12 protein-coding genes are annotated in these 14,416 nt (G+C 37.2%); 7 read left to right on the forward strand and 5 right to left on the reverse strand.

Annotated elements, in window-relative coordinates; genetic code table 11:
• Window positions 1–690: 690 nt before the first annotated feature.
• Window positions 691–1,788 (forward strand): AarF/UbiB family protein, encoded by a 1,098-nt coding sequence (locus H592_RS0120510; RefSeq protein ID WP_028870410.1) that lies wholly within the window; start codon window positions 691–693, stop codon window positions 1,786–1,788.
• 286 nt (window positions 1,789–2,074) lie between these two features.
• On the opposite strand, the gene H592_RS0120515 is transcribed toward H592_RS0120510, so the two are convergent.
• Window positions 2,075–3,844 carry a sensor domain-containing diguanylate cyclase gene (locus tag H592_RS0120515; RefSeq protein WP_028870411.1) on the reverse strand — a complete coding sequence of 590 codons (1,770 nt, stop codon included), beginning with the start codon at window positions 3,842–3,844 and terminating at the stop codon, window positions 2,075–2,077.
• Between the two features lie 369 nt (window positions 3,845–4,213).
• Here H592_RS0120515 and H592_RS0120520 point away from each other — a divergent pair, with 369 nt between their 5' ends.
• The 6 genes from H592_RS0120520 (at window position 4,214) to arsH (ending at window position 10,282) form a co-directional block, all read left to right on the forward strand.
• Window positions 4,214–4,978: an ETEC_3214 domain-containing protein gene (locus H592_RS0120520; RefSeq protein WP_028870412.1), complete on the forward strand. Its 765-nt coding sequence runs from the start codon at window positions 4,214–4,216 to the stop codon at window positions 4,976–4,978.
• A 29-nt stretch (window positions 4,979–5,007) separates the two neighbouring features.
• Window positions 5,008–5,607, forward strand: a complete 600-nt coding sequence (locus tag H592_RS0120525; protein WP_028870413.1) for an LPP20 family lipoprotein — start codon at window positions 5,008–5,010, stop codon at window positions 5,605–5,607.
• Between the two features lie 55 nt (window positions 5,608–5,662).
• On the forward strand, window positions 5,663–6,988 hold the full coding sequence (locus tag H592_RS0120530; RefSeq protein ID WP_028870414.1) for a transglycosylase SLT domain-containing protein: 1,326 nt from the start codon (window positions 5,663–5,665) through the stop codon (window positions 6,986–6,988).
• Window positions 6,989–7,007: 19 nt separating this feature from the next.
• Window positions 7,008–8,003, forward strand: a complete 996-nt coding sequence (locus tag H592_RS0120535) for an LPP20 family lipoprotein (protein WP_028870415.1) — start codon at window positions 7,008–7,010, stop codon at window positions 8,001–8,003.
• Between the two features lie 81 nt (window positions 8,004–8,084).
• On the forward strand, window positions 8,085–9,128 hold the full coding sequence (locus H592_RS23460; RefSeq protein ID WP_051369297.1) for a hypothetical protein: 1,044 nt from the start codon (window positions 8,085–8,087) through the stop codon (window positions 9,126–9,128).
• 428 nt (window positions 9,129–9,556) lie between these two features.
• Window positions 9,557–10,282: an arsenical resistance protein ArsH gene (gene arsH, locus H592_RS0120545; protein ID WP_028870416.1), complete on the forward strand. Its 726-nt coding sequence runs from the start codon at window positions 9,557–9,559 to the stop codon at window positions 10,280–10,282.
• Between the two features lie 156 nt (window positions 10,283–10,438).
• On the opposite strand, the gene H592_RS0120550 is transcribed toward arsH, so the two are convergent.
• From H592_RS0120550 to slyA, 4 genes are all read right to left on the reverse strand, one after another.
• Window positions 10,439–11,422: a hypothetical protein gene (locus tag H592_RS0120550; RefSeq protein WP_028870417.1), complete on the reverse strand. Its 984-nt coding sequence runs from the start codon at window positions 11,420–11,422 to the stop codon at window positions 10,439–10,441.
• Window positions 11,423–11,620: 198 nt separating this feature from the next.
• The gene (locus H592_RS0120555; protein WP_028870418.1) at window positions 11,621–12,676 is read right to left on the reverse strand and encodes a DUF2955 domain-containing protein; all 1,056 of its coding nucleotides are present in this window, start codon (window positions 12,674–12,676) and stop codon (window positions 11,621–11,623) included.
• 152 nt (window positions 12,677–12,828) lie between these two features.
• Entirely contained in the window at window positions 12,829–13,887 is a 1,059-nt protein-coding gene (locus tag H592_RS0120560) for an HlyD family secretion protein (RefSeq protein ID WP_028870419.1), read from the reverse strand.
• An 8-nt stretch (window positions 13,888–13,895) separates the two neighbouring features.
• Entirely contained in the window at window positions 13,896–14,369 is a 474-nt protein-coding gene (gene slyA / locus H592_RS0120565; RefSeq protein WP_028870420.1) for a transcriptional regulator SlyA, read from the reverse strand.
• Between the last annotated feature and the right edge of the window lie 47 nt (window positions 14,370–14,416).

Below are 14,416 nucleotides of genomic sequence, written 5' to 3' on the forward strand. Positions count from 1 at the left end.
AGTTATTTGGTTAAGGTTTTGAACGAACGATTTAGTATTCATAGTCTTTACCTTTAATACGTTATGACCACTTATAAGTATAGACAACAATTAACAGGAACAGAGCCAATTTTTAACAGAAGCTTTTTAATCACCATTAGAAAATACTTCAAATTATGAGATGAAATATTAACAGAATCCCAATAGTTACGTTACTTTAATGCCATGATTACTTTAGTCTGAATCCATATTTTGGTGCTAAATGCTTTAATGGGGGTTATCACTTATTTGTTTTTTTGTTATTTGTTGGAGTGTCAGGTTGTGCACCGTAAAACATTAGGGAATACTCATCAGTTTGCCCTGATCCAGATTTAAGCTATTTTTTGATAATGGTGCTTTAGATATTTGAAGATAGTTTGTTATGTCTTATTTCGACAACTGCGTCAATCTGCGACAACCTGCTATAACTTCGACAACCTTAAGAACTGCTTATAGATAAGCCTTATGACTATCTCATATACGGTTTTTCCGTTTCTAATCCCTTTTTCTTAATGCGCTGTTAGTCGGTTACTTAGCAATAACTTAACGTTTTACTTTGTTTATTAACTTGTCTCACTTACTGTAAAAGCAACAAAATGTTATTCATTATGATTGAAATTAGAAGCGCATTGAATCGTTGTGAGTGCAGGAGTAATAATAAAAGGATCGAAAATGAGTTTAGAAAAAGTACGGCAACAGGCACAACTGGACTTTTGTGAAAGCGGTAAAAATATTGAAGTCGGTGATCTTAAGGGGTTCCCAATTACATTAGCAGAATTAAAGTCCACAAACAGTGGATCCCATTATGTTGTTGAAACCTTTGATTCTGGGCTGACTGGGGTTGTCTATCATCTTCAGTTTGCTGATAGTCACTGGACACTAAAACTAAAAAGGTCTGCTAGCCTAGTAAATAATGTCGACGGTCAAACATCCTTTCTTAATGAGGTGCAGCGTCGCTATGATTTTACCGTTTTAAAGCAAAGTAAAGCGGCGGATTTTAATCATATAATTGATACCAAATTTGCATCGTATAGCGAAGGAATTATTCTTTCTCCGTGGATTGTTGGGGAGCCTCCTAAACGTTTTAATAAAGCAATTTTTGAACAAATTTTTACATCCATTTGCAATTTAGAACTAAACGGTTTTTTTGAGTGGGATTTATCCCCTGGCAACATCTTATTGGACAATAACAATAGGATTAAACTGTTTGATTTTGGTTATATGTATCGGTTTGATCCACTTAAACACTTTAATAGCAATGGTCAAGATACTCCTTTATTCCACGGTATTGAGCGCTTTGAAACACGTTTCTTTTTTGATTACTTATTAAAAAATCCTCTTCAACTGTCTAAGGAAGAGTTGTTTGAGTTATATCGTTTGGAGAAAATATGTGCGCTACAGGCTTATCAGCTTAAACTTCAAAGCCTGAAAAACGCATCTGCCAAGGTTAGTGTCATCGCCCATCAAAAAAATATTAATCTGAAATGGGAAAAAGCACTAGGTAACGAAGAAGCGTTAAGAGAGTTGTATTTGGTTGAAAATTATCGCTCTAACGTACTGGACTTGCTAGATGATTTACATGGCCAGTCATGTAATATTTATACGCTTAAAAAAGCAGATTTAATTTTAAGTTTTATCGATCAGCATTTTATTCAGCTTCTTAATAACGAGGCCTTTTTCTTTGGTGACGAAGAATTAAATCAGGAACAACTGACCGTTAAATATACTCAGCTTCGTGATCAAGCTGCAAGTTTCCAATTAAGTTGTTGAATGGATGGTTAAGTAATTGAAAAGTAAGTTTTTATTTGTTGGTGAGTATTCATGAGTTAAGGGTTGGAGGTAAGTCAGTTGATATGGCTCTAATTACTTTAATGTAATACAGAAGTTAAAGAACAAAAAAACCAATGCTTATTGGCTCACTTTTAAACCATCAGCGCCACCAAACTACCTTTATAGCCATACGGTTTCACTCAAAGGTGGCTTTTTATTACGTCACTTAAGCAATGATAGGCGCTGATTCCTGGTGGTCGTACTTCTTTTTTAATCCCCTTAAATATTAACCAACAATTTTATTTCTACCACTATTCTTTGCTTGGTAAAGCCGTTTATCTGCTATTTCTATCAGGGCCTCAGCTGAAGCATTGGGGGATTCCTTGAGGTCAACTAAGCCGAAGCTCATGGTGATATGCTGATTTTCAAACACCGGGACAGCAGCAAATTCCTGTTGAATATTATTAAGCCTTTCAAGCACCTGTTCTGCTTCCATATCCAGAAATACCAAGACAAATTCTTCACCTCCATAACGCGCTACAATATCTTTTGCTGCTCGGGTATGTTTCTTAAGGTTAGCGGCCACAGCAACTAATGCGCTATCGCCTAAAGTATGCCCAAACTCGTCATTGATACGTTTAAAGTAGTCAATATCACCCAGTACAAAGGTTAGTGGGTGTGCTTTGTTTTGTGCGGAATTAAATGCCTTTTCGAATACTAGATTAAATCCTCGACGGTTATAAAGTGTTGTTAACTCGTCAGTGAGTGAGCTTTCAAGTAAATTTTCATTTTCATCCTGTAAATGAGAGGTTCGCTCAGATACTTTTTGTTCTAGGTGTTGCAATATATCCAAAAGGTTTTCTGCCATTGCATGTAAGCCTTGATTGAGCGAACTAATTTCGCGGATCCTACTCATGGGTTGAGGGAGCAATAGAATACTTTCAATCTTTTTATCATTAGCGGCTTTATTAAGTTGTTGTATCGGTTTACCTATATACCAAGCAATCGTGGAACCAATGATTGCAATACACGCAAATAGAGAGAGCGTGATGAAAATAGTGGTTTGTGTGTATTCAGTTAATATCCCTTCATGATAAGAAGAAGGAATAAGAATACCGATCAGCCAAGTTTTCCCATATTTTAGTTTTATGTTACTAACGCGGTATAAGTAAATTTCTCCATCAAGGTTAAGCTGATATGAGCCTTTTTTTAAGTGCTGACTGGCTATTTTAAACAATGGATCTGGGTGGTTGTTGAGGTTCAACCTAGTGTATGTTCCTTCCGTAATATTGTACAAAGCATCTTTGCTTGAAGTGGCAATCAATGCACCATTTTCTTCAGCTAAAAAAATGTAAGCGTTATCCACTAGCTCTAACGATTCTAAATAATCATCTAATTCAATCAACGCAACACTGGTTGCAGTGACGCCTAATACTGCACCATTTGCATCATAAATAGGAACAGATAAACCGACACCTAGTGTTGCTTGACCGTAATAGGGATGAATATCACTCCAGGTCATTGTTTGGGCTTTTAGTGCATCTAGGTAAAAGGGTCTTTCCCTTGGGTCGTAATTAAAAGTGGGGTCGGTTTCTATCTTGGTGCCAATATTGTGTTTAGGGTGATAGTTAAATCCTTCCATGGTGAAAGGTTTATGAATAAAATTTGCTGCAATATTGTGCTGCATTTTACCAATGGGATCACGTGCAGATGCGAGGAAGCGACCATCCGCTGTGGCAACGGAAATAAACGTCATATACTCAAAAGGGATGGCTTGTTCGTAAAAGCGGGTGGCGATTGGTATTAAGTTATTCAGTAATTCAGGTTTGTTAGTAAAGGCATCACGGTTAACTTCTAAAATGTCGCTAAGTGGCGCAATGAAATCTCCCACCCTATCATCAATGCGACTTTCCACTTCCTTGATATATTGTTCGCCTACATGATTCGCTATATTGGAAATGGTGATGGTGGATACAAAGTACATCAGCACGCCTGCAATAAGTGCAAGTAGTACGAAGGGAGTAATAATTAACCAACGCAGGGGAATAGACTTCACTGAGTATTCTCTCTATTTATAATGGAACATTTTAATCTTAACGAAACTAGCAAGTATTTTTATTAATATTAAATAGTGTACGTTATGCATTGATAGTAATAGCTTTATCCATTTGAATAAGTGATACAACACTGAACTTACGATTTTCAACTAAATAAAGTCAATAAATAATATTAATAAAGCCTTTTTAAATGTAATAACTTATTAAAGTGTGATCTCGGATCTTATATGTATTGTTAAAATCTATAAAAGTTCAATTTTTTCTTCGCTTTTTCATTAAAAAAACCTTAGTATTTCCACGGTGTTACCACTTAGGTGGTATTTTTTTTATTGTTAATAAACTATTTGTACGCAAATAGAGGTGAATGGATGCAACAAAGCGATACAGATACACCCGTTAGTAATAACTCTACCTTGTTAGTAAAGATAAAAAATATCTCTTTTACGGTGGTGTTGATTATGTTGTCGCTTGGGCAGTGGAATGATACTAAAGAAGCCGTTGTTAGTGTTTATGAAGAAGTGATTTCAAGGTTTACGAACGAAATAGAATATAAGCGTATTAGCAAATTACGCATTGGACTTACTGAACGTTATACGGAGCAAATCTTAGGAGCTCCTCAAGTCATTAAACCCTCTAAATTAGATGATGATCTTCAATATTATTATTACAACAGTGATAAGTTTCTATTAGTTACTTTTATTAAAAAGCAACGCTTGAGTGGCTTTACCGTATTCAGTAAAAAAGCTGATTTTTTAGCACCCATTGCTTATATCAACAAGCAGCTTAATACGCTGGATATTAAACAATACCTCCCTTCACAGGAGTCAATACTGACTAATGTCGGGAGTTTGGAATATTTCTCAGAAAGCTATGAGTTAAGCCGTAACTTAATGTTCTATAACTTGTTATTAGGGCATGTGAACTACAGCAATGCACCTACGCCTTACAGCCAAACTATTATCGACGTTAACCATATGTTGAATTCAGTGGAAGAATTTGATTTCTCCTCGGTTACATTTTCATCACCATTAATACCCAATTTTTATTCTATTACTGAATTGTCTAACGAAATAATGCAGGAATCTCTGTTAAGCAACTATGAGATGAGTGCGTTATTTAATAATTATGATTAATTACTTCGTTTTTAAAAAAAGGATCTCCAATGTTTAAAAAAACAGCCCTCACATTCTCGTTAGTAACGGTATTAACTGCTTGCCAAAGCACTTCAAGTGTTAACGATGTGCAGTCATTAGCTTGTTTTTACCCTGACGCGCCAAAGGAAGAAGCACCGCAATGGGTGTGTGGTGTAACACCAACAGGATTAGAAATTAGTGCAACCGGCTACGCGAAGAAAAATGTAGCAGGGGCAAGCATTATGAATGATATCTCCATTAATGACGCACGCGTTAACCTAGGTCGTCAATTCGAAGTTAATGTTCAAAGTATTTTAAAAACGGCTTCAACGTCTTCTACTAATACAACCACAGAAGGTGTGAGTGAAAATGTAGATGAGTACTTTGAAAATGTCACTAAAAGCATCTCAAGCACTACTTTAAATAACTCAAGAATCATCACTAAACGTACTAGTCCTGCTGGTGGTTTGTATACGTTAGTGGGTATGGACAAGGCAACTTTCGATATGAACTTTTCTAAAGTGATCCAAAAAGCAGAAGCAAAAGATGCCGAGTTATGGTCTAAATTCAATGACAAAAAAACAGCTGATGAACTTGCAAACGTGCTTTCAAAATTAAAAAACAAATAATATAGGAAGCCGCATCACTGTTGTTCTCTAAGTGATGTGGCTTTTCTGAGGTCATATGAAAAAATTTATAACTAGCCTATTCGTTATCTCTTTAGTACTTAGCCCGCTGGCAAGTTCAGACAATGTATTTGATGAATTTGACGCAGAAATGAATGAGTTTGAATCCCCTGACAATGACAAAATAGTTAAAGAGTATATTTCTTTTGTTAGTGGGTATTTAGCTGAATATGACACTTGGAGAAAGGAGTATTTAAACGGGTTCGATTACAAACAAACTCAAATTATTATGCAATGGGGTGAAACCACAGCACAAGATATCAATAATGTTGTTTATTCTGAAGACTTAAAAACCAGAGAACTGGTTGACTACGATAACAATCAGGCTGTGATTGAAATACTCGTCCCTGTAGATACCACAGCAGCTGAAAGTGAAAAAATATTAACGTCATATCTTGCTAAAGATGAAAAAAAATCAGAAGCAAAGCAAGCACTTAAGAAAGTTGTTAAGGCGAAGGATATTCAGTTAAATGAGATTAAATTCGATGCTGAACAAGAAAAAAATGCCAAGGAAGTGATCAAAAAGCAAACGATCGCTTATAAAAATGAAGCGGATCTTAAAGCGGATAAGTTACAAGAAACTCAAGCAAGCGTGCCTGAAAGCATTATTGAAAAGTCTGTCGAGTTACAAAAAAAGACACTAGAAAAAGAAGAGGCTCAACGCATTGCGGTGGTTGAAGCACAATATGCAGCGTTGAGAGAAAAAACAAAGGTGACACCGCCGACGTATAAAGTACTTAAATATACCGCTAAATTACCGGCTAATAGTCTTAGCAAAAGAGCGAAAAAATACAAGCCATTTGCTGAAAAAGAGAGCCAACGCTTCGATATTCCCGTGGCCTTAGTGATGGCTATTATGCATTCTGAATCTGCTTTTCAACCGAAGGCTAAATCAGCGGTTCCTGCTTATGGATTAATGCAAATAGTGCCACGCACTGCGGGTCATGATGTAAATAAAATGATTCGAAAAATAGATAAACCCATGCAAGTTAAAGAGTTGTATGTGCCTAGTATTAACGTTGAAACGGGCAGTGCTTATTTAAGCATTTTAGATAAGCGTTATCTGAAGTCGATAACTGACCCAAAGAGTCGTTTGTATTGCACTATCGCAGCTTACAACACCGGCGCAGGTAATGTCGCAAAAGTGTTTAATAGTAGTGGTAATACCAGAAATATTAATAAAGCGGCACGAGTTATTAACACATTATCGCCTGAGCAAGTGTATACCGCTTTAATGAATAAACTACCTTACGATGAAACTAAGCATTACTTAAAAAAAGTGTCTAAACGAATCGCCTTATACGAAACAAAATCTGCAATATAATCTGCTACAGGGAAAGATGATGATTAAATGTAAGCAGTATTTTAAACCTTTATTTGTTGCTATTACGGGGCTTGTTCTTTTAGGTGCATGCTCATCTAATTCAGGCAGCGAAAATGTACCTGAATGGGTACTTTCACCGACTCAAGATAATCAACAATATATGTATGGTGTTGGTGTCGGAAGGGGGCTTGAAGAAGCAAAGCAACACGCATTAAAAGAGATTGCCGGTAAATTTTCGGTCAGTGTCAATAGCGATACATTACACAAGCAATCTTTACATAATGGGCAAGTGGATCAGCTTTTTTCACAAAAAGTTAACACGCAAGTGAAAGACATTGAGTTTACGCATGTGGAGCAAAAAAAGGCTGAAAAGGTAGAACAACAGTATTTTGTAGAAGTTGCTATCTCGAGAAATGAGTTTATTAAGGATAAAAAATCTAAGCTGACGACCATTACCAACCACATTGATACTAGGCTGCATAATATAAGTAGTAAAAGTAAGATTGAACAGCTTTACGCTTATAACAAAGTTCAAGCCAGTGTAGCCGAAGCCGATCCGCTACTGTATTTGATTGCCGTTGCCGATAATGAATTTGATTTAACACCTTATACTCGTTTATTTCAGGAGTATTCATTAGCCGAAGCGCAATTGCTTGCAAGTACTCACTTCTATATTCAAGCAACAAATAACTTATCTCCCATTGCAGAGCAGTTACATGACCTAATGCAAACGCATGGGTTTCAAGTTGCTAGTCATAAAAGTAAAGCTGATGCCATTATTCAGGTGCAAGGTAAAACAAAGAATAGCTTGGCTTTTTCTGTTTATAGCACGCGTATTAACTTCAGTTTTTTAGTTAAATCCAAGGTCGGTAAGGTGTATAGCAAAAAGTCATATCTGCTTAATGGCTCTTCTGTGACTCGCTACCAACAAGCTTATGAAAGTGCCGTGAGTAAATTCTTAACCGTGGTTGAAAACCGCTCCGATGTTTATCAGTTATTAGGGTTTGATGAGTAAACGATACTGATAACAAGTACAAAATAATTAAATAATCAGAATTCAGCATATTTAACTTTGCATATTAAAAGGAAGTAGTACATGAAGAAAAAATTATTAGTTGTCGCAGTATCTGCAACGTTAGGTCTTACTGGTTGTATTCAAACAAAAGAAAATATTCGTGAATATACTGATGTTTCAATGCAAAAAGCAGATATATTACCAAGCAAAGAAACCATTGCAGGTGCGAAGCAAAAAATAGTGATTTTTCCTGCAGATACAACGGATTCTCCCTTAGGTAAATCAAGCCATACCGGCACAGCGATTTCCACTGCATTAGAAACTCATCTCGCGGAGGTTGGGGTTGAAATAGTAGATAGAAACATTGCAAGAAAGCTTAAGAAAGAACTCGCACTTGCAGAGTCAAAGGGGAAGTCGCAATATAGTGGTCCCGATATTGCTGACTATGCCATCACGGGTAATGTTTCAAACGCTTCTCTTTCCTATGATTTTACAGCGCGAAAGTCGTACACAAATGATGATGGTAAAACCAGTGTGACACCTGCACACTGTCGTTTCACGGCAACGGTTGCTGCTAATTTAAAACTCTATAAATTACCTGGGTTAGCTTATTCAAAGACCATTACAACAGAAGACAAAGCTTCCTTCTCAACGGATACCAGTAACAGTCGATGCCCTATCAGTAATGCATCTGCTAATGCTTTAATACGTAAAGCTGCTAAAGCTGGTGTTGAAAGCAATCGAGCAAAATTCCAAAACTTCTTTGCACCTAAAGCCTATGTGCTAGAGCGAAAAGTGAATGGCGATAAAAGTTTATTTAAGATATCAGCCGGCAAAAATTTTGGCTTTAAACCTGAATCAACGATCACCTTTTATAACTTAGAAGTTAAAGCAAATCCATTAACCGGTGATGTTGCTATCGAGGAATATGCAGTGGTTGAAGGCACTATCACGAGTAACCTTATTAGTGACAATTTTGCTTGGATATTAGTGGATGACGAATACGCTGACCAAGTTAAGTTAGGTGACTACGTTAAAGTTAAATATGAGAAATCAACCTTCGGTGATCTTACCACTAAAATGACCACAAGTTTTAATAGCGGCCTAAAAAACATGTTTAACTAATTCAGGTTTAACTAATTCAAGTTTAAGTAAGTTTAGCTTAATTCAAACTAACTTAACTCAAACTAGTTTAGCCTATGCCTCATTAGGCACTGCAGTCAGCCATAAAAACGACACATTGTTTCTTTTTATGGCTGATTTTTTTGCTTTTATTTTCCTGCTTTGATCTTCTCCTTAACACTTACACAAATTCAATTAAATATTTTCAATTAAACATGCCCATTAAGTAACTGTGTGATTTTTTAGTAATCGCGGTAACTTCTTTAAATTAACAACTTACTTTAAATCAAAAGCTTACTTTAAATTAGCTGACCAGTGTCAACTATCTAAAATTAAAAATTTATAGTGGGATATTATTGATTGTTTGCCTCGCAGATACACAGTATTGTGCGTGATATGATCACAGTAAAATGGCCGTTTAGGAGATAATAATGTCAGAACATGATGCAAACTTACCGAATATTGAAACAACTGAGTTCGATATTCCAAGCTTAGGAAAAGTGACAGAAAGCTCTCTCCCTGCAACGCATAAACCAAGAATATTATTGTTATATGGTTCATTACGAGAGCGTTCTTATAGTCGCTTTGCTGTTGAAGAAAGTGCACGTCTATTAAATGCATTTGGTGCTGAAACGCGGATTTTTAATCCTGCAGGTTTGCCACAACCGGATACTGAAGATGAGTCTCACCCAAAGGTGAAAGAGTTACGTGAGTTGATGATTTGGTCTGAAGGGCAAGTGTGGTGTTCACCTGAGCGACATGGTTCAATGACCAGTATTTTTAAAAGCCAAATTGATTGGATGCCTTTAAGTATTGGCGCAGTTAGGCCTACTCAAGGAAAAACCCTTGCTGTTATGCAAGTTTGCGGCGGTTCTCAATCTTTTAATGCGGTTAATCAAATGCGTATTTTAGGTCGTTGGATGCGGATGGTGACTATCCCAAACCAATCGTCAGTTGCGAAAGCATTTTTAGAGTTTGAGGAAGATGGGCGAATGAAAGCATCATCTTATTACAATCGTATCGTTGATGTGATGGAAGAGTTAGTGAAGTTCACTTTATTGTTACGAGATAATAAAGGGTATTTTGTGGACCGTTACTCAGAGCGTGTTGAATCAGCAGAAAAACTAAGCCAGCGAGTTAATCAAAGGTCGATATAGCAGTCCTTTTAGTTTAAAGGCGGATGTTAATTTATAGCGCTGAATTTAAAGCAGTAAGTTTAAAGCAGTGATTTTAGAATAGTAAGTTTAAAGCACAGATGACTGTATTGTATTTGTGCTTTAACAAATAAACTTTACACTTTCTTAGTATCGCCTTTATTGCATTTGTAATTGAAACTGTTCAATAATCTGTTTATGTTTTTGCGCTAAAACACCTTCTTTTACCGTAGGAATTCGCATTAAATCAACTTGTTTATTGGTTTCAGAAAACTCACTTGCAAAATGTGCTGCTAGTTCATGTTTTCGGCTTTGTTGAGATAAGTCGGCAATGTCTGCAATATTAATATCAGGATTAAAGCGGTGAAAGCCTTGATAGCTAAAGTGTTTATCTACATGCAAATCACTGAGACGAATAAACTCTTGCATTAAAGCACGGCTCAATGCATTTAAAGACAGTTCATCTACCATCAAATAAAGTGTCGCATTGCTCATCTCCGGCAAAGTGCTACGTTGTGTTTGTTGAACCTTTATATCGACCAACCACAAACCATTAGGACGTTGTTGTGCCTCTATCAGTGCTAATTGGCTATGGTCATAACTGATAGTCTCTAACACTTGGTTTATTTGTTGCTGCACAGTGGTTGTGATTGCAGGTTCATTGATACATTTATTTTTATCGTAAAACTCCGCCATTAAGGGAAGATCAATGTGAGTATTAAAAGGTGTGGTGGTGCTGTGATTAAGGGTTAATCTGAATAGCTCTCTTACTTCATGCTCGCGTGATTTTTTTATCGCTAAAAAAACACTTTGAATAATCTCAGAGGTTGGTAATTCTCGCTCTACACGCCATTTTCGACCAAATAATAATTTAAGTTGGCTTTCTTTTTGAGTCGATTTTTTATGGTAGTTATCATGCCCTACAACGCCTACTTGTATATAAATGCCCGATAGTTCCTGTGCTGCAAACACAACATATCTAGGGTCATATTCAATATCACAAATGAGTGCTTCGACACTTTGTAAATTATGTTGATAAGTTAAGTAGTGTTGGGGGACACAGTAGTCACCATTACTTAGTAAAATTTTTGGCGCTTTAGGCATCATCTTTTCACCTAAACGCAGGGAAACTTCTTTAACCATTTGAAAAACCTTATCGTGTTTATTTAAAAACTAATACGCGGTGCAATCAACTAAAGTTCACTGATGCAATAAAAAGTAGTAATTAAGACCAAGGGACGCCACAAATAATTTCATTTGATAGCGTCTTTTTATAAAAGGTTGTGAGGGGTATCAACACTAATACAAGATGATGTGATTAATTGCGAAGAGAGGGGGCTTTTATTTATCTCTCATCGTTTGATTATATTCATAACCAAAGCGTGTTGGTTCAAAGCGGTTCAATAACTTATGCATTGAATGACAAAGAAATAGCGTGATCACAATGGCGACAGCAATACTACTGATCCGGTATAACGCACTAAAGATTAAATCGTTATCAGGACTTAAATATTGTCCGAAAAGAATACCTAAGGTGGTCATAGCTCCAAAACCAATACTAGAGCCACCACCTTCTCGTACGTGAAATTGAGCAAATAACATAAGTCCAATCCACAGAACAGGTATCACCAGTAATAATTGATTTGACCAATCATAGAGTAAAAACTGTAGTGAGATGCCAAAAGCCACTCCAAGAATTGTCCCTATTGCACGTTTACGGGCATAACCAATCACACCATTCCAGTGCATAGGAAATAGAATTAAGATGGTACTTGCCTGAGCGGACATTGAATCTTGTAAATCGAAAATTTGAAAAATAATAAATGAGATCGTTGCGAGGGTGGCGCCTAATAAAGCCTCATGACGCATACGATGTGGCGCTTTAGGCCCAGGTTTATGTGCAGTTCTAGGCTCTACATCAGGTATAACAACCATCATGACATAGGCGATAACAACAGATAATATCGTTGCCCAAAAATTACTAAATAATAGATCGTTTAAGTTGGTATCTGGGTAGCTAGCAAAATTCAGCATAATGCTTAGCATCAACACGCCATTTGCCCCAAATAGAAATAAAGATCCTCGCGACATCGCTGCAAAACGATACATAAATAATAAAAATACAACCGGTGTCATCAAACCGGGTGAGGCCCCTAGTAAACTAGTGAGAAAGCCTACTTCAATCACAGCCACGACAGAAGAGGCAATGATTTGGCGCATAGCATGAGCTGTCATTACAGGGACTAACCCCAGTAAGATCATCGGTGTAACGGTAAAGAAAATACCATAATGTAAATCAAATATCTTACACAGTGTAAAACCGAGGGTTGCCCCCGTTGCAACACGTAAGCATTGGCGTAAATCATTGGTAGTCAAGGGAGTGTGACGTATTTGCATGAGCAGGCAGACCTTTATTAGACTTTTATTATTTTTTGAATATCTTGCAGTGATAGCAACAATGGACTGTCTGAGTGTGAGTCAGTAAAGTCCATGCCACTATGTGTAAGTGAATCAATCTAAGTTAGTAAATCTAAGCTAGTAAATTTAAGCTAATATATATAATGCAGTAGGCTGATCATTTTAATCTGACCTTTAGCGAATAAACCAAAAATACTATTATCAGGTAACAGCTGTACCGTTGCCCTAGCACCTGCAGGGAGGTGATTAATTTCCGTATCGTTTAAGGTTAGATGTAGTCTTAAGCGTTGTGCATCACGCACCCAACGTGTTGATTCTTGCGGCTCTGCTAAACGACCATTAGCATCAAATTGTCCCGCACTCACCCCCGCATCAACACCACTAACGGTTGCTTGATACAATTGACCTGGCTCACCATCAAAGGTTACTAATGCCGTCGAGTCGACGTTGACGTCACGTAGGTTTTTTTCTCTAAAGTCCGCAATAATATCTATTTTCTGAGAAACCATGGCGAGCAATGGTTGGCCTATTGTTGCGAAGCTACCGACTTCTAATTGTAAGTTGGTGACAATACCGTCTTGGTCAGCATGGATTTGGGTATAAGAAAGGTCTAACTTTGCTTGCGCTAGACGATTTTTTGCCTGACGCAGTTTAAGGTTTTTTTCTCCATAACTACCACGGCTGATTTTAAGTTTGTCTAAACGAGCGATCGCTGCTAAAAGATTAGCTTCAGCTGCATCAGCATCACTATCCGCTTGATCTTTTTGTTGACGTGAAACGCCATGAGAAGCGAATAATGCATCAAGACGTTTCGCTTCACTGCGTTTTTGATGCGCAGTTGTTTTACTCGCATTAACATCAGCTTTTGCCGCCGCAAGCGATGCTTCCAACTCAGCGTTATCTTGATTTGCTTGTTCAAGAGCCAATTGAGATTGTGCCACCGCTAGCTCATAAGGCGTGGGATCAATTTGGAAAAGTAGATCACCCTTAGCAACCGTTTGGTTATTAGTGACTGCAATGGTTTTAATTTTTCCACTAATTTGTGGTGTTACTTTAGTGACAACACGCGTCGCCATTGCCTGAGGAGTTAAAGGGATAATATTATCAGCCAGCAAAAAATAGCTAAAAATCATTACAAATCCAAAAATAGCGACTTTTACTAAACGGGCAAATTGTTGATCTGGTGTCATCTTATTTCTCATAAATCAGTTGAAGTAATTTTCGCCAATTTTTGATTGGCGTTATCAGTAATTAAACTAATAATACGTTCGAACTCATTGAGTTCAGTTGGGCTTATTCCTTCAAGCAAATCCATGCGGACTTGTATAATCCGTGTTTCTATTGTTTTTAATGTTTCTTTTCCTGCGGGTGTGAGGGCGACAATTCTTGCGCGTTTATCTTTATCGCAACAATGTCGTTCAATCAAACCTTGCTCTTCTAACTGGCCTAATGTCCGCATCAGCGAAGGCAATTCAATTTCTAATGCATTGGCTAATACCTTTTGACTGACCTTATCCCCTAAGCGTAATAACTTCCAAAGAGCAGTCCAACGTGGGTAAGTTAACCCCAACGGGGCAAGTTCAATCTCTGCCACAGTGCGCCATCGCCTATGCAAACGCGCGAGGTGTTCAGCAAGTGATAGTTCTTTTAACCGCTCTAATTCTTGTCGCATATTATTCACCTAATAAAGAATATAGTTAGCAAGCTAAGTATTGTACT

This window comes from Psychromonas arctica DSM 14288, from assembly GCF_000482725.1.
Classification (GTDB): Bacteria; Pseudomonadota; Gammaproteobacteria; order Enterobacterales; family Psychromonadaceae; genus Psychromonas; species Psychromonas arctica.